The organism is Prolixibacter sp. DSM 2831, from assembly GCF_056493735.1.
In genome coordinates this window covers 2,013,459-2,038,152 of the sequence record NZ_CM151379.1, presented here as the reverse complement: position 1 = coordinate 2,038,152, position 24,694 = coordinate 2,013,459, and the positions used below count along the sequence as shown (strand labels likewise).

Genomic DNA, 24,694 nt, shown 5'->3' with positions numbered 1-24,694 from the left:
TTCGCAACAACAAATACACCATGCAAACCTCTCACATCTACTATGCCAGTTACGGTTCCAACATGCTGGAGAGCCGGTTTCACTGCTACATCCGTGGCGGGCAGCCGGAAGGTTCTGCCAAAACACAGCCCGGCTGTTTCGATACCACCCTCCCCACGGAAAAGGAGAACATCACCATCCACCGGGAGCTGTACTTTGCACGCCAATCGGGCAGCTGGCAACACGGCGGCGTGGCTTTCACCGGCACCGAACCCAATGAACAGGCCCACACCCTGGGACGCATGTATTTAATCACCGCCGGGCAATTCATCGACATCATCCGGCAGGAAAACGACTTCTACGGAAACCTGCACATCGACCTCGGGAAAGCCATCGAACAAGGCTCCCTCATCATCGACCCCAACTGGTGGTACGGCAACCTGCTCTACCTGGGCGACAAAAACGGCCATCCCATCTTCACCTTCACCCACGCCACCCACCAGCCGGAAGCCATCAACCCGCCCGGCACCAACTACCTGCGCACCATCATCGCCGGCCTGAAAGAAACCTACCACCTGAGCAACCAGGAAATCTACACCTACCTGAAAGACAAACCCGGCATCCGCGGCACCGATGTGCTGAATGGTTTGTAAAAAGGTTTCTTTTGTTGTTGTTCCTGCTGTTAAAAAGTTTCAGGTTTCAGGTTTCAAGTTGCGTTTTGAAGTTTAGCCTAATCGTACTCTGGATTATTCATTTCTCATATACTCTGTTAAAAAACAAAATTTCAAGCCACTTTTTGGGAGTAGATGGTATTATTTTTTCTTTCTCTAGGGTCAAGACAAACGTAGTCGAGACTATATGGTGTCTTGTTTTTTACAACGCTATAAACCGTTCTGAGTAATTTATTTGCAATATTGTTCATGATTAGATAATGAGGTTTTCCTTCCATCTTTTTCTTTTGATAGTAAAGCTGATATTCTTTGTTATGCTTGACGGCAGATTTGGCTCCCATGTACAGCAATGTTTTTAATTTTCTGTCGGCAAAAGGGCTTGTTCTGCGTTTTCCAACCATTTTGCCCGATTCATTAGGAAAAGGACATACGCCTGCGAATGATGATGCTTTTCGGGCTGTGTCAATAATATTAAAGTTGCCTGTTTTAATAATCAGATCGGTTGCGATAACGGGCCCGACACCTTTTACACTGGTTGCCAGCCGGTAACTTTCGTTAAGGTCTTCATTGGCCACGATGATAGCCTCTATTTCATTCTCGACCTCTTTGATTTGATGGCCAAGGTTTGACAGCGCTTTTTCTGTATGATGTTTGACCGAGATACTTTGCATTGGACTAACCGAACGACTGTGTACTCCAGTACGCAAAATTTTTCTTGCATTGACCAGCTGGGAGCGTAACGCATACAACGATTTCAATTCGCTAATCTCTTCTGAATCGTATACTTTAAAAGAAAGCTTATCGATGAACCTTTCGCCATATTCCCTGATCCTTGCAGCATCAATTGGGTCTGATTTTCCTTTAACTAAACCAAGGCTGTGCTTAATGGTATAGCCTGGAACCAAAGCAATTTTTACGCCAACCAGGTTACAGATAGCCACCAGTAAATCCCCATAGGTCCCTGTGTTTTCTGCACACAAGACACCATCATCTGCAACCGAGGATAAAAACTCCGTTATGTCCCCTAATCGGTTTTTTACCTGTTTGTTTTTTCCTTCTCCATTCTCATCAATGTAATGAACATCGAACTTTTTCATTGATAGATCAATTCCGTATACTTGCATAAATCTTTTTTTATGCTCCGCATTGAGTGGCTGAAATCGTGATAATGGGTTCTGCCCTAAATACTCTCTGGCTTTAACTCAATAATCTGCTGTACTTAATATGAAAATTAGATTTTATCTGTTACTAAATTAAAAGTTAAGGCAGCAGATGGAGCTTTTGCATAAAAGTATTTATGTTTTCCCGTTTACCTTCGATTTTTATTCTAATGCAAACTAACGATTACTAATTGTTCATTGATTTAAGAGTTTCAGATTCAGCCTTATTGTATTTTTATTACTCATTTCTCATTGTTAATTACTCATTGCTCTGAAGGTTTCAGGTTGCGCTGAGCGGTTACTGTTGTTATCAGGCTGAAGGCCTGTGATTCCATAGCTTGGGGGAAGGAGTCAACGACGATAGTCGTGACTACGCCGCCCCAAGAATAGAGCGTATCCCATTTTCAACAGGCGCACATTCCAACCATCATTGAAACACCAACATTCCTGCGCCACAGATACAGACACGCAATTGGATACAAATACGGTCAGGACATGTCCTGACCCTACACGTCGGCATAATTCTCAACGTCAGCGCCAACTAAAACATTTTCGATGCTGCTCCATCACCATTGCGCTCGAAACAACCACACCATTTCAATCAAATCTGCCGCGCGAGCGCTTTCCCCTCACAAATTCCACATCCCCGGGTTAATCCCGAAGCATCGGGACGGGGCTACCAATATGTCATCCGGGATGCTGTGTTCGGAATAAAAGTCGTTTCCAGATTTCAACCGGAAGTTTTCTGCCAGAGAGGTTTCCGAAGACTCCGGAGGAGTCTTATATTGTTAGAAGAGAAGATATTCAAAGAACAGACTCGACCCCGGCGGGGTCGTACGTTTCAATTGTGGATTCCGTTTCTGGCCACGTGTCGTCGTCCGGGATAATCAATCAGGCGGTGCTGTTTTCCGGTAGAAATCCTTATTTCGAAATTGAACCATGCAATCCTGCAGCGGATTTAGCCCTTCTCTATGTTAGAGAAGGGTTGGGATGAGTAGATATTGAAAAGGAAAAACAATGCAAAACATTAAGGAACATAATAAATGACATTTTCCTTAAGATAGATGGAAATGAAATGCTATTTTCGAAACAACAACCAACATTCCATTTAACCGATGAAAAAAACAATCGCCTTTCTGTTTCTGCTATTGGCAGTCAATTTTGCCTTTGCAGATGTGCATTACATCGACATTTCCAAAATAACCAGAGACAGCAAACTGGTGGAAGCCTTTACCTTCGTGAAAGATAACACCCCCTATTATGAAGCATGGACCAATCAGTGGAATTACGATACTCCCAAAGACAAACTGGTAGAAAAGCTTCATGGCATTTATGATGAATTTTCGGCACTTCCATCGAAAAACGAAGAACTCTATCTGCTACTGGGCGACATTGCGCACTACCTCTACAACATGGACGACCAGCCATCCTATGAACTTGCCGTCAGTAATTATGAGCAGGCTATTAACGCCAATCCGGATGATTACCGGGCTTATTGGTTTCTGGGCTATCATTACGCCCTTGCCAATGTTCCCAAATTAGCTTTTGTCAATTTCACCAAAGCCCAGACATTGTTACCTGCGGACCAACCGGCCGATTTCTGGAACGATTATGCATGGGAAAGCTCAGTCGCTAATATGCCGGAACATAGCATTTATGCCATGGACAAAGTGCGGAGCATAACCGGCGAGAAAGGAACGTTTGAGCAACAGTTGGGTTCAGCAGTTCGCAAACAAATAGTTCCTGTTGACAAAGACAGCTTATACAAATCGAAAAAGCTTTGGACATACACTAAAGACGATTTGATTTCTTTTACCTCTCTTCCACTGGGTATCGAGGTATCAGTCGATTCGATGTGGCATCTTTCGATTTATGATTACAACAATCATCAAAGCGCTTTTATCATTACTCCGCCTGCCATTGCCAACAGCAAAGGAACAGATATCACCTATACGATTGGCATCATCATGAAAACACCAGGAAGGAATGAGAAATTGGCTGATTTCGTCAAAAATGTTACTTCTCAATATCGGGACAACAAGGAAATTAAGTTCTCTACCAAATACGATAAGATGATTGCATTTGAATCAAGAGATTCAACCATCTATCCCAATATCGGAGGAGGTCATTTTTACACCATCGGAATTGAACGGGATGAGCCGCAATACCCAGGATTGCTTTTTGAAACTCCAGCTAATTTACCGATGAAAGAGAATGGATTCTCATACTTTAAAGCTCCTGAACATAAGGACCGATTTAAGGGGAAAATATTCTACATCATCATGCTCGACACGTGTGAAGATATATTCAGCCAATCGTCTTCCGTTTTTAAAACCATGTTCAATAACCAAATTATTATTGAGTGATAACCGCATCGGTTTAACCGATTTTATTACCATCTCTTTAAGGAGCAACCGGTTGGTTTCTATTTTTCGATGGAACCAACCGGTTGTTCGTTTCGATAACCCCCAATTATTCTTATCTTTAAATTCGTCTTTTCCTGAACGTTGGAACACCACTTCGGGAAAGACGGTTTCCACCAGCTAACGTTAGTCAACCGCGAAAGTACGGCTCACCCACCCCACCATAAACGGACGAGTCCAAACCAAACTACCAGCTTCCGGTAAGGGAGCCCAACTGTTTCAGACAAACCAAATAATCAATTGAATCGGCAAAACACCAAAAAACCGGACTATGAAAACGAACAACCGTCGTGATTTCCTGAAGAAAAGTATTATGGGCCTCTCCGGAACCGCCTTGCTGGCCTCGGGCACCAGCCTCGATGCCTCCGGAAAAACCCTTGACAACACACCTGCTGCCTTACCTACCCGCCCGTTGGGCAAAACCGGCGTTCATACACCTCTCATCAGTATGGGGACCAGTGGCGTCACCTCCGCAGGACTGGTAAAGGCTGCGTACGAATCTGGCATCAAGCTATTTTTCTCGGCTAACTACTACGGCCGCGGGAACAACGAAATCCTCGTGGGCGAAGGGTTGAAAGGCCTGCCCCGCGACAGTTTCCTGGTAGGCACCGCTGCCATCCCCAATGAGATGAACAAGGGCGCCGGCACCCTGAACAGCGACTTCACCGCCGATAAGTACATGAAAAGTGCCGAGGCCAGCCTCAAACGCTTCGGTCTCGAAACCATCGACTTCGTGCTGTTACCGTTTGCCTCGAAGAAAGAGACCATCCTGAACGAGGACGTACTGAAAACATTCGAGCAACTGAAGAAACAGGGCAAGGTGAAGTATGTGGGCATTGCCTCGCATGGTGGCACCGTCGAGGCGCTCAACGCCGCAGCCGAATCGGGCGTGTACGACGTGGCGATGATAGGCTACAACTACAAAACCCAGAATTTAGAAGAACTGAACACCGCCATTAACCGCGCAGCGAAAGCCGGAATGGGTATCGTGGCGATGAAAACCACAGCCGGCGCCGCCCGCAGCAAAACCGGTCCGGGCATCAACACCAATGCGGCACTGAAATGGGTGCTTCAGAACGAAAATATCTCGTCCATCGTATCGGGAATGACCTCGGTGGAACTGGTGCAGAAAAACCTGGAGATGATTCAAAACCTGAAAATGACAGAGCAGGAGATGAAGGATTTAGGCATGACTTCCGGCTATGACGCGCAGGGTTTGTATTGCCAGCAATGTCAGCAATGCGTTCCGCAGTGTCCGCACCACCTCGACATCCCGACCATCATGCGCAGTTACATGTATGCCTATGGCTACAAAAACCTGGAGCAGGCCTGGCACACGCTGGCCGAGGTCGACCTGTCGAACAATCCCTGCCACCTGTGCGACGTTTGCAACGTCAATTGTGCTTCCCGCTTCGATGTCCGCAACAAAGTGATGGACATTGCCCGGCTGAAGGATGTACCGATTGATTTGTTGAGTGTATAGGATTTGTTCAAAGGTTTCAGGTTGCGCTTAGAGGTTACTATAGTTACTGTGGTTTCTGTTGTTACTGTTGTTAGAGAGTTACAAGTTTCATGTTTCAGGTTGCGCTTCGAGGTTGCTGTAGTTGTCAGGCTGAAGGCCTTCTACCAAAGCAACCTGGAAGCGCAATTAGTGTAATTCTTCCTAATTAGCGTAATCCCTCTTTAATTCAATCCCGAGGGTTCGGGACATCATTCAAAATTTTCAAAAGCCTCGAAGCATAATTCCCCCCAACCAACAAAACCTGAAAAATCCGTATCTTTTCATCTCGTAAAAAACACCAAACGACAATGAACCTGAAAGACCTGGGCTATACTAACCAGTTGGAAGAAACCAGAAAAGAGCTGCAACTCGACCAATTCGGGATTGGCCGGATTGTAGCCGAACACAAAGAACGGTACGTCGTCCGTACCGCCGACGGGGAATATGAGGCCGAAATAACCGGCAATATGCGTTTTACAGCCCAAAGTCGCGAAGATTTCCCCGCTGTGGGCGATTGGGTCGCCCTGACCGTTTTCGATGCCGGTTTCGCCATTATTCACCAGGTATTGCCCCGCTACTCCATGTTAAAGCGGCAGGCGGTCTCCCACTCCGGCGAAGTGCAGATGATCGCCGCCAACATCGACTATGCCTTCCTGGTACAGGCCGTCGACCGCGATTTCAATCTCAACCGCCTGGAGCGCTACCTGACCATCTGTTACTCGTCCAATGTTGCTCCCATTATCGTGCTCACCAAAACCGACCTCATCGATGAGCAACGAATAACCGAAATAAGGGAGAGTATTGCGCATCGCATCAAAGAAGTGCCGGTGCTGGCCATCAGCAACGAGACCCATGCCGGATACAAAGCACTGAATAACGTCATCGGGAAAGGAAAGACCTATTGTCTACTGGGATCGTCGGGCGTGGGCAAATCGACGTTATTGAATAACCTGTCAGGGCAAACCCGGATGAGGACGGATGCCATCAGCGAAAGCACACACAAAGGCAGGCATGTGACCAGTCACCGCGAGTTAACCATTCTCGAGAACGGCGGCATCCTCATCGACAATCCCGGCATGCGCGAAGTGGGCATTGCCGATACCACCGGCGGACTGGAAACCACCTTCGATGACATCATGAACCTGGCACGACATTGCCGCTTCAAGGATTGCACCCACACTACCGAAGCAGGTTGTGCCGTTCTGACGGCTGTTGAGAAAGGGGAAATCGACCAAAGTGCTTACGAGAATTACATGAAGATGGAACGGGAGAAAAACCATTTCGAATCGACGGTAGCCGAACGCCGAAAAAAGGACAAACAGTTTGGGAAAATCGTGAAGGATTTTAAGAAGAAGGATATGAAGAACCGGAAGCAATGAGATTTCCTATCATCGCAAACCTGAACAATCTAACACCAATTCCACTAAATACCCTGCACGCTCATCCCCTCCCCTGACGCGTTCATCCTACTCATATGCAGGTTCATCCGGTTAATGTTTCAGCGCTGATGCGGAGCCGTTAGATTTGCTCCTGATTAATCAACATCAAATCAGCGAATCATGAAAACAAAAGCAATCTTCATAGGAATCATCTTCCTGTCCCTTATTCTCCCTGCGCAGGCTCAAACAGCCGATAGCCGCTGGGGATTTGAACTGAGCAGCGGTCTGTCGATGGCTACTCAAAAATTAGGCGGAGCCAAATTAAATCCGGGCCTTGGCTTCGAAGGTATCTTCCACTATCGCTTTGCACAGCACACCGGGGTATATGCCGGCTGGGGCTGGAACCGTTTCGGCGCCGACAACTCATTTGCAGGCTCGGATGTCTGTTTCGAGGAAACCGGCTATGTAATGGGTTTGCAGTACAAACGCGCGTTGGGCAGTTCACCGGTTTCGTGGTACCTGCGGGCAGGCGCTTTGTACAACCACATCGAAACCGAGAATGCCGATGGCGACATCATTAACGACACTGGTCATGGCTGGGGCTGGCAACTGGCCGGTGGAATTGACCTGCCACTGGGAAAGAGCTGGAGCCTAACCCCCGGGGTGAAATTCAACTCCCTGACGCCGGAAACCAGCTTCGACGGCACAACCCGGCAACTGGACTATCGTTACCTGCAGGTGAGGGTGGGAATACGCAAGAGCTTCTGATAGCGTGAGAGAATTCGGACTTCATCGGTGGACCGGGCCAATGTCCGGCTCACTTGATGAAATCCGTTCGCTCATCCATCATTTTCAGCTTACGGGAACTCTTTAGTTTTCTTCGTAAAACATGTACTTTTATCGTCGAACAACCATACATCCGGGAAATGCCTAACCAACCGATACATAACTTGTTCCCCTTTGGCCGCCTGCTGAAATTACTGCTGGGGTTGTCTGCCGTGATACAGGTCCTCGTTATTACCTACAATCACCTGAGCGGCTACCATGTACTCGACGGCCCCGAACAATTTCTGCTGCGATTTCTGCGGGGCATGGTACTAAGCATGACGGCCGGTTTTCTGATCGCCTATCCCGACTTGCTGGTCATTCGCTACCTGAACGGAATAGCCCCCTGGAGCAAGCGTCTATTAAAGCGGATTGCCATCCAGTTTAGTTTGACCGTTGTGATTGCTGTGGTCGTTTCAACCGCCATCACGTCGCTGGCCCACTGGATTAGTGCCTACCGGGAAGATTTTACCGGTGTACTGATCAGCAATGCCCTGATTTTCGCCGTCGTCAATATTCTGATGGTGGCCATACTGGAAGGGACCATCTTCTTCAGCGAAAGCCGGAAGGCAGAACAAAAGGCCCGGAACCTGCTGAAAGAGCTTTCGCAGATCAAGTTTGAGGTGCTGAAGAGCCAAATCAATCCGCACTTCATGTTCAACAGTCTCAACGTACTTTCGGGACTAATTGATAAGGATACGGAAAAAGCGCAGGAGTTTATCGACGAGTTTTCGCACATCTACCGGTATGTGTTGGAATCCATCGAGCAACCGGTATCGACACTGGAGAAAGAGCTCGACTTTATGCGTTCGTACTTGTTTCTACAGCAAATCCGTTACGGTAAAGATTTAACCTACTCGGTGAATATTCCGTCCCACCTACTCAAACGGGTGCTTCCACCGCTGTCGTTGCAGGTAGTGCTGGAAAATGCCATCAAACACAACATCATCAACGACGCCAGGCCACTTCGGATTGAAGTTTACAGCGAAGAGAACTGCCTGGTGGTGCGCAATACGATTCAACCTAAAATATCGATGGGAACCACTACCGGTGTGGGACAAACGAACCTGACGAAACGGTATGAACTGATTCATCAGGCCCTACCGGTTTTCAGGATAGAGGATAACTATTACACAGCGAAACTACCACTGATAGAAACCGAACCAAATGAACGTACTCATCATTGAAGACGAGAAGCTGGCTGCCGACAAGCTGGAAAAAATGCTACGGGATGTTGATCCCTCGATCCACATACTCGCCAAATTGGGCTCGATCCGCGAATCGGTGAAATGGTTGTACCAAAACACCGCCGATCTGATTTTTCTGGACATTCAGCTATCCGACGGCATCAGTTTCAGCATCTTCGATCAGGTAGCAGTTAACACGCCCATCATCTTCACTACGGCCTACGACCAGTACGCGGTGAAAGCCTTTCAGCTGAACAGCATTTCCTATCTGCTGAAACCCATCCGTCAAAGCGATTTGGCAGAAAGCCTGCAAAAGTTCCGTAACCTGAAGTCAGCCTTCAGCATCGACTTTGAAACGCTGTTGGCACAAATTCAGGGGAGGCAGCCCGAATACAAAAAGCGGTTTCTGATTCAAATCGGGGAAAAGATTAAGAAAGTGGAAGTCCCGGAAATTGCCTATTTCTATGTGCTCGACAAAGGCACCTATTTGCGCACCTTTCAGGGAAACACTTACCCGGTGGAATATGCGCTCGATAAACTGGAGACGCTACTCGATCCCGCTATGTTCTTCCGGATAAACCGGAAATACCTGGTGAACGTGAATGCTATATCGAACATGGTGGCGTATTCCCGCGGCAGGGTCAAACTGGAGCTCACCCCGAAAGCCGACGATGAGTTGGACACCATTGTCAGCATCGAACGGGCCACCGATTTCAAGAAATGGCTGAGTTAAAACAAAAGGACCGCCTTCGAGAAAGCAGTCCTTACATTTGATTTCGAACAATAATCAATGGAAAGCAGCGGGAGGATACAAACGAGTTGTACCGTTCCCGTTGGTCTTTATATTTTTACATCATTCGTGCGTTGAGCGTATACATTACCCAAAGCGTTCCGCCTACGAAGATAAACAACAACAGGGCGGTAAACAGCAGGGCAATCACGTTCCAGCGCTGCGCCGACGAACGGTCAAGGTGCAGGAAGTAGTGCAGGTGTACCACCATCTGGGCAAAGGCTGCAATAAACAATCCCACAATGGTCGCCGTGCGGCTGAACGCTCCGCTCATAGCCATTCCGAATGATACGATGGTAAGCAGCAAGGCCAGGATAAAACCTACGACATAGGCTTTCGTGGTAATCTTGGCTCCCATCTCTTCGTTATGTGCTTGACTCATAATATGTCTTTTTTAATTTTTTACAATCAAATTCGTCAAAGACGTTACACAACGTGCAACAGGTAAACAAAGCTGAATACGCCAATCCAGACAATGTCGAGGAAGTGCCAGAAAAGGCTGAGGCGCATCATACGGGAGCTGATACCTTCGGTAATGCCCGATTTGGCAATCTGCCCAATCATGGTAGCAATCCAGATGAGTCCGAAGGTTACGTGAGCACCGTGGGTTCCAACCAACGTAAAGAAGGCGGAAAGGAAACCACTGCGATCAGGGCCGGCTCCTTCACCAATCATCGAAACGAATTCGTGGATCTCCATCCCGATGAAGCCAAGTCCCAGCAAGGCGGTGACGATTAAGCCAATGATAACCCGTTGTTTTTTGTTGTTGTGCATGGCAATCATCGTAAAGCCGAAAGCCACACTACTCAGCAACAGGAACATGGTTTCGACAAACAGGTAAGGTATGTCGAACAAATCTTTTCCCGTGGGGCCGCCGGCACTGTTAAAACCGATTACCGCATAGGTAGCAAAGAGCACAGAAAACAGAACCAGGTCACTCATGAGGTAAATCCAGAACCCGAAGGTCCGGATTTCAGCATGATTGGGATGTTCCGCGTCTGCTGTATGTACTGCGTTTTGTGAAACGTTAGTATTCATTACTGTCTGATTTTTTAGTTATTCTTCTTTTCTTCCATGGCAGCAGCCAGTTGCTCGAAACGTTCGTCTTCGATCCGTTTCACTTCGGCAGCCGGAATAACATATTCCTCATCGTCGTGTGATGAGCCGATAATCACGGTAGCAATGATGCCAATCATGGCAGCAATGGCCAACCACCAGATGTACCAAACCATGGCAAATCCAAAGGCCAGTACCAGACCACCGATAATCGGTCCGCGGGCGACATTCTTCGGCATGTGAATATCGTGGTATTCAGCCGGACGCTGATACGCGGTGCCATTCTCTTTCATGGCCCACCATTCGTCTAGCTCGTCCACTTTCGGAATCACGGCAAAGTTGTATACCGGAGGCGGCGAAGAACTCATCCACTCCAGTGTACGACCATTTTCCCAAGAGTCACCAGTCAAGTCGAGATTTTTCTTGCGGTCGCGAATACTGATATAAATCTGAATCAACTGCGACAGAATACCGGCACCAACAATCAGGGCACCGACAGCAGCCACAATCAACCAGGGTTGCCATGCCATGTTATCGTAATGAGCCATACGACGCGGCATACCCATGAATCCGAGTACATACAGCGGCATGAATGCTACGAAGAAACCGACAGCCCATCCCCAGAAGGCGCGCTTGCCCCATTTCTCATCGAGACGGAAACCGAACACTTTCGGGAACCAGTAGGCAAATCCGGCGAAGTAGCCAAACAGTGCGCCTGGAATCAGCATATTATGGAAGTGAGCAATCAGAAACAAACTGTTGTGTACAACGAAGTCAGCAGGCGGAATCGCCATCAGCACTCCGGTCATTCCCCCAATCACAAAGAGCGTGAGGAAGCCCAGAACCCAGTACATCGGTGTGGCAAACGTAATGCGCCCCCGGTACATGGTAAAGAGCCAGTCGTACACTTTCACCCCGGTGGGTATCGCAATTGCCATTGTCGCTATTCCAAAGAAAATATTCACATTCGTATCGTTACCCATCGTGAAGAAGTGGTGTAACCATACGGTGAAAGAAAGAATCATAATGGCTGCAGTCGCCCAAACCAGCGATACGTAGCCAAAGAGTTTTTTACGTGAGAACGTTGCTACCACTTCGGAGAATATACCGAAGGACGGCAGTACCACAATATATACTTCCGGGTGACCCCACATCCAGAACAGGTTGTTCCACATCATCATGTTACCACCCATTCCATTGGTGAAGAAGTGCATGCCCAGGTAACGGTCGAGCGTCAGCAGGAACAGTGCACCGGTAATCACCGGGAACGACAGAATCATCAATACGTTTGTGGTCAGGGTTGTCCAGGTGAACAACGGCATTTTCATCCAAGTCATACCCGGTGCACGCATCTTCACGATGGTCACCAGGAAGTTCACCCCACTCAGTAGCGACCCGACCCCCGCTATCTGGAAGGCCCACATCCAGTAGTCGACCCCCACTCCGGGATTATATGTTTTTTCGAAAAGCGGTGCAATTCCGAACCAGCCGGTATTGGTAAACTCACCCACACCGAGCGAAATCATAATCAAACCGGCACCGGCAACCGTCAGCCAGAAACTAACTGAGTTCAACACCGGAAAAGCTACATCGCGTGCACCAATCTGATGAGGAATTACCAGGTTCATCAAACCAATCACAAAAGGCATCGCCACGAAGATGATCATGATGGTACCATGCGAACCGAAAATCTGGTCGTAGTGATGAGGTGTCAGATAGCCCGGATCAGGTCCGGCCGCCATAGCCTGTTGTCCACGCATCATAATGGCATCAGCAAAACCACGCAACATCATCACCAGCGCCAGGATGATGTACATCACACCAATACGCTTGTGATCGACACTGGTCAACCATTCGTGCCACAAATACGGCCACTTTTTAAAGTAGGTTATTAAGCCGATAATTATTAGGGCTAAAAATGTGGAACTAACCACGGCCCCCATGATGATCGGATCGTTGTACGGTATATCCGATAAGGTCAACTTTCCAAACATATTATTTGTCCTCCATTGTTTTAGTATGTACGTGTCCCGAATCGGACTGCATAATCATTGGACCGTGCTCTTCCTGCATTTTAGTAGAATCCTGCATTCCGTGCATATGGTGTGTATCATCCATATCGTCCGTCATTTTCATTGCGTGGTCGGTACCACCCATCCATCCCATGAACTGCATCATCACATGGTCGAACAACTTCGGTGCAACCGATGAATAAGTCGTTACCGGATAGTCGGTATTGGGTTGGGCGAACTTTTCGTAAGTAGCCATATTCAATACGTCAGGCGATTGTTTGGCTTTTTCCACCCAATCTTCGAATTCTTCCTTCGAAGTGGCCACTGCATCGAAGTGCATGGTAGCATATCCGGTACCACTGTACTCGATGTTTTGCCCCAGGTAAGTTCCTTCGTGATCGGCCTGCAGGTGCAACTTGGTCCGCATACCGGCCATCACGTAAATCTGACTTCCCAACTGCGGAATAAAGAACGAAGTCATTACCGAAGCTGATGTCAGACGGAAATTCACCGGAGTATTGGCCGGGAAGACGAGATGGTTGACCACGGCGATGTTGTAATCGGGGTAAATAAACAGCCAGTTCCAGTCGGTGGAAATGACCTCAACACGAACCGGCTTCACATCCGATGCAATCGGTTTGTACGGGTCCAGTTCATGTGTTTTAACCCAGGTCAGATACGACAGGGCCGCCACAATGGCAATCGGCACCAACCATACCACCAGCTCAATTTTGTGTGAGTGAGCCCAGTTAGGCTTGTAGGTTGCCTTTTTGTTGGAAGCACGGTACCGCACCGAAAACCAAATGACCATAACAAAAACGGGAAGAACCACGATCAACATCAGGATGAATGCGATCTTGATCAGGAAAGCTTCCTCGTTACCGATTGGTCCCTTTGGGTCGAGCACCACCATATTGCTACAACTGCTCAGGAGAACCGTGGCCAGTAACAATACCACTCCCATTAAAGATTTGTAACGATTTTTTTTCATCATTGAGTTCCTCGCAACATTTATAAGAGATTTAATCAATTTCATAGGACTACCATGTATCAACAGACATTTTCTTCAATTTTGGGAGGGCAAAAACAAAAAGAATCAAGCCACTTAGCACCCAAACCAATAAAAACTGACGTTTTTCTTCAGCCGGAAACGTAACTCACCCTATTTCAATATGGTTGTTCCCGACCATCCACTCAAACACCTATCAATCAATTGTTAAAATATATGAACTTTTATTAAATGATTTTATCATGCTCTCGTTAAACTACTTACCGCCACTTTTATCCGCCCGTGCACGACATGATTACAGTCATTTAACAATTTTAAATATGAAAAGTTAAATAACCTTCCATATTTTACAAAACAGTCGCAAATTTATTTTTATTTTGACTAAATAATGCAAGATAAAAGCAAAAGATTTGGCAGATTTGCCGAATAAAAATTTTTAAGAGCAATTTACCTTGAAGAACTTTTTGAGTAGCAATTGGTTTTATTGAGACATTTGTATTCACATGAAAAAGCTGAAAAACTTCATTAGCATACTGACTGAACTGAACAAGACACGGATCACTTTTGTGGTCACACTGACGACGCTGGCTGGTTACGTTCTGGCGAACAAGCACATCGATTCGAATGTCATCCTACCCATGGTGGGAATCTTTATTCTGGCGTGCGGCTCGGCGGCGCTAAACCATTACCAGGATCGCGACAAAGATGCGTTGATGGAACGCACAAAAGACCGCCCGTTGCCATCAGGACGAATCTCCGAACGGAATGTTTTGCTGATTTCAGCCATCGAAATACTGGCCGGAACATGGATTATTTATTTAGGCAGTAACCTGGAAGCAGCTATTCTCGGTTTCATGGCCTTCATCTGGTACAACGGCATTTACACCCCGTTGAAACGTGTGACCGCTTTCGCGGTGATTCCCGGCAGCGTGATTGGTGCCATTCCACCTGCAGTAGGTTGGGTGGCCGGCGGCGGAGCATTGCTGGATATCCGGTTGGTGGTCCTCACTGTTTTCTTTTTCATCTCACAGGTACCTCACTTTTGGCTGCTCATGCTGAAATATGGTAAAGAATACGAGGTAGCCGGCTTTCCGTCTATCACTTCCGTTATGACACCGGTGCAAATCAAACGGGCCATCTTCATCTGGACCGTCTCTACGGCCATTATCGGTGCATTGATTGTCCTTTCGGGACTGGTTATTACCACGTTCTTTAAAATCATGGTATTCGCCGCAGCAGTATGGTTAATCGCCTTGTTCTCAAGACTGCTGCGCAAAGCCTACTTCGACTTCAACCCGTTCCGGTACTTCATGAGCATCAACTACTTTGTGCTGGTACTCATCATCGCCATGATTGTGGACCCGTTGATGTAAGGACTTTTGAAGTAATCGCCAGAGCTTTTTCAGGACATAAAAACAATTGACAGGCAATACGACAGGAAAATGCACTTTTAATTGAGTGGCACATTGGTTTGCGTATAGAAATCCGTATTTTTCCATATGAGATAAAATCTTATACCAAACGCCGAATCATATACGTGAACGTATGAAATACCTAATCATCGCTATATCGTTGGTTGCACTATTTTCCTGTGGACAGAATAAGAAAATAAGCTCCACCAACCCTGTTAACTGGGAGGCAAGAACCATTAATCTTCCCACAGAAGGCTCATTGCATCATGGAACGACCTATTTACCGGTCTACTCCGAGGTCTATCAATCAAATGAAAACAAAACCTACCCGCTAACCGTAACGGTCAGTATCCGGAACATGAATCCGCAGGATACTATATACATAGTAAATGCCCGGTATTTTAACTCTGCCGGGCATCAGATCCGGAGTTATTTCGATAAGCCCATTTATCTGGCCCCGCTGGAAACCATCGATATTGTCATTGATGAAGGTGATAAAGAAGGCGGAACCGGCGCCAACTTCATCTTTGATTGGGCTATTGAAAACAACGATGTTGAGCCCCTTTTCGAAGCAGTAATGATTTCGACTACCGGCCAACAGGGACTCTCATTTATTACCAAAGGCATTAAAATTTCAAAATAAAAAATCAGTTCTGGTACTCCGCAGTATGAAAGAATATCGAATTGAAGAAATACTGGTCAAAAAACTGGTAGGTAAGCGCATGACCATGTCGTTTGCAGAAAATCAAACCGGAGAGCTTTGGAAGAGATTCATGCCTCGGCTGAGAGAAATTACAAATGACGTCAACCAGGACCTTATTTCGATGCAGATTTATCCATCAGGATTTTTCACGAATTACTATCCAAAGACGGAGTTCGAAAAATGGGCTGCTATCGAAGTAACCGATTTTAGTTCGGTTCCTGAAGGAATGGATACCTTTGTCCTCCCGGAAGGATTGTACCTGGTATTCATTTACCGCGGCAAGGCAAGCGATGCAGCTCCCTTCTTTCAACACATCCTGGGCGAATGGCTTCCGCAATAGGATTACCAGCTGGATGACCGGCCGCATTTCGAAATATTGGGAGAGAAATATAAAAACGCTTCGCCCGACTCAGAAGAAGGAATCTGGATTCCGGTGAAGAAGAAATAATAAATAACTGAGTTCGACAAGAAAAAACGATGCCTGAAGTATTGAGAACTCTGCTCTATAACTTACTCCTCCATCGTCCTCTTTTCGTTGCTTTTCCGTATTTTAAATTGCTAAACCGAATACCGTAGCCAACCATTTTTTTAATTGTTCAAACAGCTAATAACACCGGAAGGCAACCGTTTTATCAACCCAAAAACGTAAACTATGAAAAAGTTTGGATTCCTTTTATTGATCGGATTACTACTTGCTTCCTGTAATCAAAAACCGAAGCAGGCAAACGAGACTGACGCACAAAAGCTGATGACCACACAGGCTGAAGCACCGCGCGATGGCGTATTCATTCATATCACCCAGGGCTACGATGACCCGCACCGGGTATTGATGCCGCTGAAAATGGCTGCCATGATGGCGATGGACAAAGACGTAGTCGTTTATATGGATATTCACGCAGTTGAATTACTGGTGAAAGATGCGAAAGATTTAACCTATGCAGATTTCGAATCCTTTCAAACCTACGTAAAACAGTTGGTTGAAAAAGGTGTCCCGGTGATGGCCTGCCCTACCTGTCTGAAAATTGCCGGTTATACGCCTGACGATTTAATGGAAGGTGTACAGGTTGCCCAAAAAGACAAATTCTTCAATTTCACGAAAGGAAGAATTGTAACGCTGGACTACTAAAGAAGAAAAACATAGATTGAAGCCATTCAAAAGGTTCATGAAGTAACCCTTTGAGTGGCTTTTCTTTTTGAGAAATCAGAATAAAACGCTAAGCCCTGCTGATGGAACAACCGCTTCAGTTCAACCAGAGATGAAGATTATGAATATCCATGATGTTCCTGATAATCTGAAATCACACCCGGTGAAAGTAAACTAACAGAGAGAAAAAACCATAGAGGTCAGCAACACAATCCGAAAATGCAACTGACCTCTTTCCATTAAAAAGCTGTCTATTTTGTTAGAACCTAACGTAATTCGACTGATAATATGTAGTTTCATCGTAAATAAAAAACCACTAAACCAATCAATAGCTTCAAATTATGGAAACCATCCAACTGAAAGACCCGAACACTCCACCGTCAGATGAGGTGTTGAAAGAAGTACTTGGAACAAGCTTTGATGCCTTCGATGAGTTGATGAAAACGGTCAGAAAAACGCCTTATGATTTGGTAGCCGGATGGAACTACTACAAAGACGGCAAGGCATGGCTGTGTAAGGTACAGTTCAAGAAGAAAACCGTTTTCTGGCTTTCGGTCTGGGATCACTATTTCAAAACAGCTTTCTACTTTACCGAAAAAACAAAACCGGGTGTGATGGAACTGGACATCGACGATGCGATTAAAAGCGAGTTCGACCAAAGGGAACTAACAGGGAAGCTGATTCCTCTGGTCATCAACGTCACCGGGAAAGAACAACTCAACGATGTGCTGACACTAGTGGAATACAAAAAGCACTTGAAATAAATGACAACCAGTGTATTTTCCGAATATTCACCCGCAACCTATTTTGGCAAATAGTATGTAATTTCCTTCATAAGAAAATTCCATTAACTTTGACGACAATCGATCGGAACGTAAGTTTTGTCGGCAGTAGGTTTTGTGATGGAAGGGATTTTCAAACATAAAAAAGGAAACAGAAATCTGTGGGCAGCCCAGTTATTGGGACTGTTGCTGATCATTGCTCCTTGTTCCGTTCGAAATTTCTTACAACACGAATTAGGTGTAAAACCAACCAAAACACTTAATCCGCCCCAAAAGACGTTAGAACAATCAGCTGATTGTTGCACAATATTTAATCAGGCGGAAACCGTAAATGCAGAGAATGCAGGACATCAACTTTCGTTCAAATCGTTTGCACCGCTCACAGATCAATTCTCAAATGCCCATATTGGTCATTCCGCTTTTTTCCAGTCGCTAGCTGAGCAAAATACACTTCATCAAAATATTCCTCTCTACATTTTGTATAAGAGATTGAAGTACATGATCTGATTTTACCAAAACCAGTTACATCTATTATACAAACACCTTTTTTAATCGTAAGAAAAAATTAATGTGCCATATCATTGAGACAGGGCTTTTCGTACGTCTCATACAGATGAGCATAGAATCGCCTCCAACTCCGATATTGGGAGAATAGTGATATGTGCGAAGTTGAAATAACTTGCCAAAACACATAAAGAGGCAATCATATACATTTTCAGTTGAGCGGTATCAGCTAAAACCAACTGGTACCTTCAATGAGACGAAATGTGTTTCAATAAAAAATAGAAAGCAAAATGGAAACAAAAACAATCGAAATAAATAAGAAAGCCGTTACGGTACTCCGAATATTGTTAAGCATGATCTTTATTGTCGCTAGTATCATGCACACATTCAAGGTTGAAAAAGTAGTTGACAGAATCAGTCATGCCAGGTTCAGTGAGTTGGGCTATTTGTTAGGTAAACCTGAAATTTCAGTAATTGCCTCAGGAATTGCTATGTTTATTGCTGGCGTTGCGTTATTGATTGGATTTAATACCAAATACGCAGCCATTGTTTTGGCTTTGATACTCATCCCGATTACAATTACCATCCAAGTCGGACAAATGTCAACCATTGGACCGCTGTTTAAGAATATCGCCATATTTGGAGGATTGATGTTCTTCGCTTTGAATAACAACTTTAACATCTTAAAAAGCAAAAAAGCATGAAAAAATACATTGTCATACTAGCCGCCATTTTCACGTTCCTGACTGCAGGTAAAAGTCAGGCCCGGGTACCGGCAAATTCAAACGTTAAAAACTACATCGTTCTCACCAGAAGCATAAAACAATTGAAGCCAATTATATTGGCAGCTAAAGATTTGGCAACTGAAGATGGAAGTCAATTCGGTAAGTTTAAGGTGATAATTTGTGGTAAAACAATTACCAATATCACTCAAATGGACAAGATGGCTCCATACCTGGAAATGGCAGAAAAAAATCACGTTGAATTGTATGCTTGCGGATTGTCTCTGAAGAAATTTCAAGTCAATCCCAAAAACCTGCCCAAACAAATTCACGTGACTAAAAATGGTCTCCTTTATGACTTTCAATTGCAGAAAGAAGGATATATGAGTATCGAACTGTAAACAACACAGTGTAAAAAAAGTGCGCAGCAGGCCATAAAAAACCCCGCTGCGCCTTTCATTATTCTTACCGGATTTCTGTTAATTCTGTTTTCTTTCCACTTTTCCCTATCTTCCCGCCCAAAACCTAAATAATTATGCAACGAAAAGTATATTACCTCTCAACCTGCGATACCAGCAAGCGAATCATGAAAGAAGCGGGGGTTGACGACAGCTTTGAACAGCAGGACATCAAATTCAATCCCGTAACCGAAGAACAGGTGGAACGTTTCTACCAGCAAACCGGAAGCTACGAGGAATTGATCAACAAACGGGCCCGCAAGTTGAAAGATGCCCTGGCCCAACATCCGGTGACCAGCGATGCTGACTACAAAAAACTACTGCTGATGGATTACACCTTCCTGAAACGCCCCGTCTTCGAAATCGACGGTCAACTGTTTGTCGGGAATGCAAAGAAAACGGTGGATGCAATAAAAGAGGCGTTGGGACGATGAACGAGCAACTTTTCCAAAGTTTGGAGCTTTGGAAAAGTTATTCAGGTTTTACGTCAATTATAAACTTCTGTCCTTTTCTGCTTCTATTTTTGCTAAAACGGAATCCATCTTTGCTACATTTTCTTTGGAAAAGCCTTGTTCAAAAAGCCTCAATTTTCCGTTGTGAATAATAATGTTGGTAGGCAACAACTCCGGGAATCGTCCTTTCTTTAAACCAGGTTTCGGGTTCAATTGAAAAAGGTAGTTCATCAGACGTTTGTTTTCATACATCGGGAAATACTCCGGCTCGTTTTTTTGCAGTTCCACCCATTCCGAGACTTTTTTTTCACTTTCATCGGTTACGGAAAGAAAAAGCGTATGTCCATCTTCGTATTTATCCACCAATCCGTTTAATAAAGGAATTTCCTTCTGGCAGGGGCCACACCAGGTCGCCCACAGATTAATCACCAAGGTGGAGTCGTCGGCTTCGTCGCTGAGAAATTCATCTTTTTTAAGTTCCTCCCGAATGGGATCATCTATATTTTTCAGTTGACTATAGAAACGATAGGTTTTCCATTCGGTCACCTTGTTATTCAATACCAGCCCGGTAACAAAAACAAGAGCAACGATAATGGGATATTTCATCTTCATACGAACATTCTTTTTTGGATGGAAAAATGGAGAATCAGCAGAAACAGCAGTGAATAGGCAGCTATCATAACTATTTGTGGCGTACCCAGCAGGTTCTCTGAGATCGTTTGTTTAATTGCCTGAAGCGGTAATAAGTTGCCGGCATCGGACTCCAGCTTACGGTGGATAAGATTGACCGCCCAACCTTCGAGCAGCCAATATACCAGAACGGGTAAAGCCATGACCGGCGAAGGACGCCAAAAAGCAATGGTTAGTGCAATAAAACCAGTCGCCGTCAGATATAAGAACTGTGATATTAACGCGTTATAATCGGTATTCAAAAGTAATTGCAGTGGGTTGGTGCTATAGAAGAAGCTGAGAAATGCGTAGCAAATAAAATTCAGCAACATAAACGAGAGGGCATATAAACCAACTTGCAGCATGCTGTACAAAAACAGTTGGTGGCGTGGCCAACCATTTACCAGCAGCATTTTGTAATACCCCGTATTAACCAGGTGAACGGTACGTTGCAGCACCCAAAACAGAAAGAATAAGGCTGGCAATGTTGACTGACTGGCCCGTATGGAAACGAATTCAGCCAACGCAGCACCATTTAGTTGCTTGTCGCCGGCTCCAAACCAATAATCAAAAAAAGCCAGGAAAAGCAGTGCCAGCATTAAAACAGCTGCCGGAAGAATCTGCTTTTTATTTTTGAATAGTTTTATCTCGATGCTAATCATTGCTAATTTTTTAAAAGATCCATAATCGATTCGTTGAAGTTGGCAGAAGAATCACGATGAACAATGCCGGCTAAACGTCCCTCTTTCATGACAAATCCGGTGTTGACAGGCACCGTTATTTCATTCAGCAGGTGTGTTGAAAGAAGAATGGTCTTCTCTTGTTCGGCAAGTTTCTCAATAATCTGGTTCAGTAACCTGATGCCAAGCGGATCAAGTCCATTGTACGGTTCATCCCAAAGGTAAAAATCCGGATTGCCGGCCATCGACAAAGCAATACTCAACCTCTTTTTCATTCCCGTTGAAAGGGCTTTAAACGGTTTCTCACGGGCCGTCCATATCTCCCACTGCTTCAACAGCTCTTTCATTTCTTCCGGAGAAACATGCTTTACCTTTTGGACGATTTCCGCAATTTCATCCACCGTTATCGATGGTTCTGTAGTGAACGGTTCGGTGGAAATCCCCATCTGCTTTCGGCGTGCATCGGCATCCGTCTGGTTGTCCAGACTAATTTCTCCCTTTTGGGGATTGATAAGTCCGGCTATCAGGTTAAACAGAGTGGTTTTTCCGGAACCGTTGTCTCCTACAAACAGGTAAAGTCCGGGCTTGGCGATTTCGAAGCTAAGTTGGTCGACCGCTACAAAGCTCCCGAATTTCTTTGTGATATTATTAGTTATTAGCATAGTTGGATGAGTTTTCTTTAAACTGAATATCCAGCGATTTTTCCCATTCCATCTCCTGGATGAATTTCGCCTGTACCGGATTTTCTTTTAAAATGTTGTAAGTTTTCCAGAATTCGGGATGATAAGGATATTTCACTTCATAAGTGTGTTCATCGCGGGCCAGCTTTTCGCTGTACCTGATTTTATCCATTTCTTTTTTGTCCGTGATTACCTTGGTGACCAGAAGGACATATTCGGCCCATTGCCTTTCTTTTACTACTTTTTCTTTGCTTGGTGCATCCGGATTTTCATAAACGAAAAAGGTCCCATTAGGCATAGCAAAGCCAGTTTTGTATTTCAAATAATACTTTCCATTTACTTTTTGGTAGCCTGTTTCTGTTCTCCAGATATAGTCGTCTTTGGTAACCATATTTTTAAGGTGACTATTATTCAACACCTTCCACCACCTATCAATTTTCAAGATTCCCCAGTCTTTCGAACTGACGTAGATGTACCCTCCATCTTCCGAATTTTTATTTTCTGAAGCCCTCTTTCCGTCAGGTTGAAGCTTGTCGTAAATGAATTTTATTTTATAAACTTTCACCGAATCGAGCCACTCAAAACCGGCAAATTCGTATTTAAAGGTTTTATAATCTGTCAAGGGTTTATACCACCAACTCATACGGTAATTTCTTACATTATTTGCATAGGCTCGATAGAACATATTCCGGTGTCCACCGAACCATTTTTCCATTCCAGCCTCAAATAATTTCTCCTTTGTACTTTTGGGAACGAGATAGCTGTTGCTTTTTCGTATCTCCTCAACCTGGATTCGTGTGGTTGACGGCTGGGTATTAATTCCCCGATCCTGGATCAGCAAAGCCGCTTCAACAATCTGAGAAGCTATAGTATCGCGGTAATTGGTATTGCGGTAAAAGGCTTCCATCTGGGTGGTCGTGCGTGGGTAGCTTCGTTTGATATTCTTTACTGCCTGTTTGACAATGTCAACTGCCGCTGCTCCATTAGGTAACACATACACATCACTTAACAGATAAGGCTTAGGCATCATTTTAATGACCAGGCTGCTATCACTGGCATAAGGAATGGAAAGCTGCTGACTTGTATAGCCCAGGAACGAGAACCGAATTTGACTTCCGGCAAAGCGTCCTTGTATTTTAAAATCGAATGCGCCTTCGGTATTGGTAATCGTACCAGCCCCGGCTTTTCCAATTAAAATATTGGCATAAGGCAACAACTCACCTGTTTTAGCATCGACTACTTTTCCCTGCAAACGAATGTAAGCGGGTGCCTTCGATGCAACAATTAAATGCGTATCCGTTTGTGTTATTCTCAGATCGGCTGCTTTTTCCAATTCAGCGATACAGCTATCAGCATTGGCACTAAATTGAATAGTAGTGTTTTCGTTCAGCTCCACTAAATCGAGACTGTAGCTGAGTTCGAGTTTTAGCTTTTCGGAAAGCCCTTTCAGAATGTCCAGATAGGTCGTCGGGGAATGGGTTTGTCCCACTGCTGTTCCCGACATCAGCGTAATCACGATGAGTAGATACAATAATTTTTTCATGGTGTAAGGATAAAGTGGTTAGTTTGTTGTTGGTATGAAAGATTAAGGGTAAGGCAGATGGTTTGTATGATCTTCTGAGCGCCTTCCTGATCGTTAAATTGCCCGGAATATTTCAGGTCGGCGAAATTCTTGTCTGCCAGCTCTACAGATATTTTAAAGTGGTCTTCCAGTGTTTTTAAAACTTCCGACAACGGTGCGCTCGTAAACGAAAGTCGCCCCGAAATCCATGCATTGCTGTTTGGATTTGGATTGTCTTGTTCAGTTAACTGATGAGTTTGGGCATTCCAAATCCCAATTTCATTTTTGGTCAAAATCACTTTTTGCCGTGCGAACAACGAACCAGTCCGGAATGCAACCCGTCCTTCGTCTACCGAAACGCTCTCTGTATTTTTCACACCGGATTTCACCAGGAATTTGGTACCTAATACTTTTATCCGGGCATCGGCAGTTTTTATTCGAAAGGGGCGTTCGGGATGGTGAGTCACTTCAAAATAGGCTGTTCCCCTCAACCGAACATCGCGCTCATTTTTCGCAAAGGCAGATGGATAGCTCAACTTTGCATTTTTCGCCAGGATGACTTTGGAGCTGTCGGGCAGGTTAACGGTTTGCCGTTGCTGCGCGATAACCTCGTTCCAGGTGGCAGTTGATTGTGTTTGTAAAACAACCTGCGTAACCAGCGCCAGGAAAATTGCTGCAGCAGCTACCCGCCAGGTGAAACGAATGACTTTCTTCGAATGGATTCGCCGGTGTACTTTCGCTAATGCCTTCCGGGCATCCGGTTCGAAGTCGATGTTCAGTTTTCCGCTGGCAGTATATGTTTTCCGCAACTCTTCGTATTGCTGTCGGTTTTCGTCTGATGCCGCCAACCACGTATCAAGCTCTTGCCGTTCCTTTTTTGACAGCTCGCTTTCGAATGACTGAATAATAAGATGCATCGGAATGGGTTCCATTGC

General features: G+C 45.2%; 26 protein-coding genes. 16 read left to right on the top strand and 10 right to left on the bottom strand.

What is annotated here, in order from left to right:
• Window positions 1-20 precede the first annotated feature (20 nt).
• The gene (locus tag AC060N_RS08210; RefSeq protein WP_479526670.1) at window positions 21-632 is read left to right on the top strand and encodes a hypothetical protein; all 612 of its coding nucleotides are present in this window, start codon (window positions 21-23) and stop codon (window positions 630-632) included.
• A 131-nt stretch (window positions 633-763) separates the two neighbouring features.
• On the opposite strand, the gene AC060N_RS08205 is transcribed toward AC060N_RS08210, so the two are convergent.
• On the bottom strand, window positions 764-1,774 hold the full coding sequence (locus tag AC060N_RS08205) for an IS110 family RNA-guided transposase (protein ID WP_479526669.1): 1,011 nt from the start codon (window positions 1,772-1,774) through the stop codon (window positions 764-766).
• Window positions 1,775-2,925: 1,151 nt separating this feature from the next.
• Between AC060N_RS08205 and AC060N_RS08200 the strand changes: the two genes are divergently transcribed.
• From AC060N_RS08200 to AC060N_RS08175, 6 genes are all read left to right on the top strand, one after another.
• Entirely contained in the window at window positions 2,926-4,176 is a 1,251-nt protein-coding gene (locus AC060N_RS08200) for a tetratricopeptide repeat protein (protein WP_479526668.1), read from the top strand.
• Between the two features lie 328 nt (window positions 4,177-4,504).
• Window positions 4,505-5,716, top strand: a complete 1,212-nt coding sequence (locus AC060N_RS08195; RefSeq protein ID WP_479526667.1) for an aldo/keto reductase — start codon at window positions 4,505-4,507, stop codon at window positions 5,714-5,716.
• Window positions 5,717-6,042: 326 nt separating this feature from the next.
• Window positions 6,043-7,113, top strand: coding sequence for a ribosome small subunit-dependent GTPase A (rsgA, locus tag AC060N_RS08190; protein ID WP_479526666.1), 1,071 nt, complete (start codon window positions 6,043-6,045; stop codon window positions 7,111-7,113).
• A 180-nt stretch (window positions 7,114-7,293) separates the two neighbouring features.
• A complete protein-coding gene (locus AC060N_RS08185) occupies window positions 7,294-7,881 on the top strand; it encodes an outer membrane beta-barrel protein (protein WP_479526665.1) in 588 nt (195 codons plus the stop codon).
• 56 nt (window positions 7,882-7,937) lie between these two features.
• Entirely contained in the window at window positions 7,938-9,125 is a 1,188-nt protein-coding gene (locus AC060N_RS08180; RefSeq protein WP_479526990.1) for a sensor histidine kinase, read from the top strand.
• On the top strand, window positions 9,106-9,858 hold the full coding sequence (locus tag AC060N_RS08175; RefSeq protein ID WP_479526664.1) for a LytR/AlgR family response regulator transcription factor: 753 nt from the start codon (window positions 9,106-9,108) through the stop codon (window positions 9,856-9,858). Before AC060N_RS08180 ends, AC060N_RS08175 begins: the two co-directional genes overlap by 20 nt.
• 115 nt (window positions 9,859-9,973) lie before the next feature.
• Here the strand turns inward: AC060N_RS08175 and cyoD are convergent, their stop codons facing one another.
• Genes cyoD through cyoA form a run of 4 tightly spaced genes read right to left on the bottom strand, consistent with a single transcriptional unit; the run spans window position 9,974 to window position 13,977 of the window.
• The gene (cyoD, locus tag AC060N_RS08170; protein ID WP_106543456.1) at window positions 9,974-10,297 is read right to left on the bottom strand and encodes a cytochrome o ubiquinol oxidase subunit IV; all 324 of its coding nucleotides are present in this window, start codon (window positions 10,295-10,297) and stop codon (window positions 9,974-9,976) included.
• A gap of 44 nt (window positions 10,298-10,341) precedes the next feature.
• Entirely contained in the window at window positions 10,342-10,953 is a 612-nt protein-coding gene (gene cyoC, locus AC060N_RS08165) for a cytochrome o ubiquinol oxidase subunit III (RefSeq protein ID WP_479526663.1), read from the bottom strand.
• A gap of 14 nt (window positions 10,954-10,967) precedes the next feature.
• Window positions 10,968-12,965, bottom strand: a complete 1,998-nt coding sequence (cyoB, locus tag AC060N_RS08160) for a cytochrome o ubiquinol oxidase subunit I (RefSeq protein WP_479526662.1) — start codon at window positions 12,963-12,965, stop codon at window positions 10,968-10,970.
• Window position 12,966: 1 nt separating this feature from the next.
• On the bottom strand, window positions 12,967-13,977 hold the full coding sequence (gene cyoA / locus AC060N_RS08155) for a ubiquinol oxidase subunit II (protein WP_479526661.1): 1,011 nt from the start codon (window positions 13,975-13,977) through the stop codon (window positions 12,967-12,969).
• A gap of 518 nt (window positions 13,978-14,495) precedes the next feature.
• Here cyoA and AC060N_RS08150 point away from each other — a divergent pair.
• From AC060N_RS08150 to AC060N_RS08110, 9 genes are all read left to right on the top strand, one after another.
• Window positions 14,496-15,365 (top strand): UbiA family prenyltransferase, encoded by an 870-nt coding sequence (locus tag AC060N_RS08150; RefSeq protein WP_479526660.1) that lies wholly within the window; start codon window positions 14,496-14,498, stop codon window positions 15,363-15,365.
• 172 nt (window positions 15,366-15,537) lie between these two features.
• Complete coding sequence (locus tag AC060N_RS08145) at window positions 15,538-16,047, top strand: DUF3124 domain-containing protein (protein WP_479526659.1); 510 nt, start codon at window positions 15,538-15,540, stop codon at window positions 16,045-16,047.
• A 25-nt stretch (window positions 16,048-16,072) separates the two neighbouring features.
• Window positions 16,073-16,447 (top strand): GyrI-like domain-containing protein, encoded by a 375-nt coding sequence (locus tag AC060N_RS08140; protein ID WP_479526658.1) that lies wholly within the window; start codon window positions 16,073-16,075, stop codon window positions 16,445-16,447.
• 312 nt (window positions 16,448-16,759) lie between these two features.
• A complete protein-coding gene (locus AC060N_RS08135) occupies window positions 16,760-17,233 on the top strand; it encodes a DsrE family protein (protein ID WP_479526657.1) in 474 nt (157 codons plus the stop codon).
• 359 nt (window positions 17,234-17,592) lie between these two features.
• Window positions 17,593-18,015 (top strand): DUF3788 family protein, encoded by a 423-nt coding sequence (locus tag AC060N_RS08130; protein ID WP_479526656.1) that lies wholly within the window; start codon window positions 17,593-17,595, stop codon window positions 18,013-18,015.
• A 138-nt stretch (window positions 18,016-18,153) separates the two neighbouring features.
• Window positions 18,154-18,540, top strand: coding sequence for a hypothetical protein (locus AC060N_RS08125; protein WP_479526655.1), 387 nt, complete (start codon window positions 18,154-18,156; stop codon window positions 18,538-18,540).
• 287 nt (window positions 18,541-18,827) lie between these two features.
• On the top strand, window positions 18,828-19,241 hold the full coding sequence (locus AC060N_RS08120) for a DoxX family protein (protein ID WP_479526654.1): 414 nt from the start codon (window positions 18,828-18,830) through the stop codon (window positions 19,239-19,241).
• Window positions 19,238-19,660, top strand: a complete 423-nt coding sequence (locus tag AC060N_RS08115; protein ID WP_479526653.1) for a hypothetical protein — start codon at window positions 19,238-19,240, stop codon at window positions 19,658-19,660. Before AC060N_RS08120 ends, AC060N_RS08115 begins: the two co-directional genes overlap by 4 nt.
• Before the next feature lie 134 nt (window positions 19,661-19,794).
• On the top strand, window positions 19,795-20,151 hold the full coding sequence (locus tag AC060N_RS08110; protein WP_479526652.1) for an arsenate reductase family protein: 357 nt from the start codon (window positions 19,795-19,797) through the stop codon (window positions 20,149-20,151).
• Window positions 20,152-20,208: 57 nt separating this feature from the next.
• Here AC060N_RS08110 and AC060N_RS08105 read toward each other — a convergent pair whose 3' ends face one another.
• Genes AC060N_RS08105 through AC060N_RS08085 form a run of 5 tightly spaced genes read right to left on the bottom strand, consistent with a single transcriptional unit; the run spans window position 20,209 to window position 24,691 of the window.
• On the bottom strand, window positions 20,209-20,781 hold the full coding sequence (locus AC060N_RS08105) for a TlpA family protein disulfide reductase (protein ID WP_479526651.1): 573 nt from the start codon (window positions 20,779-20,781) through the stop codon (window positions 20,209-20,211).
• A complete protein-coding gene (locus AC060N_RS08100) occupies window positions 20,778-21,500 on the bottom strand; it encodes a hypothetical protein (protein ID WP_479526650.1) in 723 nt (240 codons plus the stop codon). Before AC060N_RS08100 ends, AC060N_RS08105 begins: the two co-directional genes overlap by 4 nt.
• A gap of 2 nt (window positions 21,501-21,502) precedes the next feature.
• Window positions 21,503-22,180: an ABC transporter ATP-binding protein gene (locus AC060N_RS08095; RefSeq protein WP_479526649.1), complete on the bottom strand. Its 678-nt coding sequence runs from the start codon at window positions 22,178-22,180 to the stop codon at window positions 21,503-21,505.
• Window positions 22,167-23,741 (bottom strand): carboxypeptidase-like regulatory domain-containing protein, encoded by a 1,575-nt coding sequence (locus AC060N_RS08090; RefSeq protein WP_479526648.1) that lies wholly within the window; start codon window positions 23,739-23,741, stop codon window positions 22,167-22,169. Before AC060N_RS08090 ends, AC060N_RS08095 begins: the two co-directional genes overlap by 14 nt.
• A complete protein-coding gene (locus tag AC060N_RS08085) occupies window positions 23,738-24,691 on the bottom strand; it encodes a FecR domain-containing protein (protein ID WP_479526647.1) in 954 nt (317 codons plus the stop codon). The genes AC060N_RS08090 and AC060N_RS08085 overlap by 4 nt, the downstream gene beginning before the upstream one ends.
• Window positions 24,692-24,694: the final 3 nt, after the last annotated feature.

Coding starts and splice junctions, on each gene's coding strand:
- AC060N_RS08210 (WP_479526670.1), top strand. CDS start 21: ATGCAAACCTCTCACATCTACTATGCCAGTTACGGTTCCAACATGCTG.
- AC060N_RS08120 (WP_479526654.1), top strand. CDS start 18,828: ATGGAAACAAAAACAATCGAAATAAATAAGAAAGCCGTTACGGTACTC.
- AC060N_RS08140 (WP_479526658.1), top strand. CDS start 16,073: ATGAAAGAATATCGAATTGAAGAAATACTGGTCAAAAAACTGGTAGGT.
- AC060N_RS08130 (WP_479526656.1), top strand. CDS start 17,593: ATGGAAACCATCCAACTGAAAGACCCGAACACTCCACCGTCAGATGAG.
- AC060N_RS08090 (WP_479526648.1), bottom strand. CDS start 23,741: ATGAAAAAATTATTGTATCTACTCATCGTGATTACGCTGATGTCGGGA.
- cyoC (WP_479526663.1), bottom strand. CDS start 10,953: ATGAATACTAACGTTTCACAAAACGCAGTACATACAGCAGACGCGGAA.
- AC060N_RS08185 (WP_479526665.1), top strand. CDS start 7,294: ATGAAAACAAAAGCAATCTTCATAGGAATCATCTTCCTGTCCCTTATT.
- AC060N_RS08095 (WP_479526649.1), bottom strand. CDS start 22,180: ATGCTAATAACTAATAATATCACAAAGAAATTCGGGAGCTTTGTAGCG.
- cyoB (WP_479526662.1), bottom strand. CDS start 12,965: ATGTTTGGAAAGTTGACCTTATCGGATATACCGTACAACGATCCGATC.
- AC060N_RS08105 (WP_479526651.1), bottom strand. CDS start 20,781: ATGAAGATGAAATATCCCATTATCGTTGCTCTTGTTTTTGTTACCGGG.
- AC060N_RS08180 (WP_479526990.1), top strand. CDS start 7,938: ATGAAATCCGTTCGCTCATCCATCATTTTCAGCTTACGGGAACTCTTT.
- AC060N_RS08110 (WP_479526652.1), top strand. CDS start 19,795: ATGCAACGAAAAGTATATTACCTCTCAACCTGCGATACCAGCAAGCGA.
- AC060N_RS08150 (WP_479526660.1), top strand. CDS start 14,496: ATGAAAAAGCTGAAAAACTTCATTAGCATACTGACTGAACTGAACAAG.
- AC060N_RS08085 (WP_479526647.1), bottom strand. CDS start 24,691: ATGGAACCCATTCCGATGCATCTTATTATTCAGTCATTCGAAAGCGAG.
- AC060N_RS08175 (WP_479526664.1), top strand. CDS start 9,106: ATGAACGTACTCATCATTGAAGACGAGAAGCTGGCTGCCGACAAGCTG.
- AC060N_RS08195 (WP_479526667.1), top strand. CDS start 4,505: ATGAAAACGAACAACCGTCGTGATTTCCTGAAGAAAAGTATTATGGGC.
- AC060N_RS08125 (WP_479526655.1), top strand. CDS start 18,154: ATGGAAGGGATTTTCAAACATAAAAAAGGAAACAGAAATCTGTGGGCA.
- AC060N_RS08200 (WP_479526668.1), top strand. CDS start 2,926: ATGAAAAAAACAATCGCCTTTCTGTTTCTGCTATTGGCAGTCAATTTT.
- AC060N_RS08135 (WP_479526657.1), top strand. CDS start 16,760: ATGAAAAAGTTTGGATTCCTTTTATTGATCGGATTACTACTTGCTTCC.
- AC060N_RS08145 (WP_479526659.1), top strand. CDS start 15,538: ATGAAATACCTAATCATCGCTATATCGTTGGTTGCACTATTTTCCTGT.
- AC060N_RS08205 (WP_479526669.1), bottom strand. CDS start 1,774: ATGCAAGTATACGGAATTGATCTATCAATGAAAAAGTTCGATGTTCAT.
- AC060N_RS08115 (WP_479526653.1), top strand. CDS start 19,238: ATGAAAAAATACATTGTCATACTAGCCGCCATTTTCACGTTCCTGACT.
- cyoD (WP_106543456.1), bottom strand. CDS start 10,297: ATGAGTCAAGCACATAACGAAGAGATGGGAGCCAAGATTACCACGAAA.
- rsgA (WP_479526666.1), top strand. CDS start 6,043: ATGAACCTGAAAGACCTGGGCTATACTAACCAGTTGGAAGAAACCAGA.
- AC060N_RS08100 (WP_479526650.1), bottom strand. CDS start 21,500: ATGATTAGCATCGAGATAAAACTATTCAAAAATAAAAAGCAGATTCTT.
- cyoA (WP_479526661.1), bottom strand. CDS start 13,977: ATGATGAAAAAAAATCGTTACAAATCTTTAATGGGAGTGGTATTGTTA.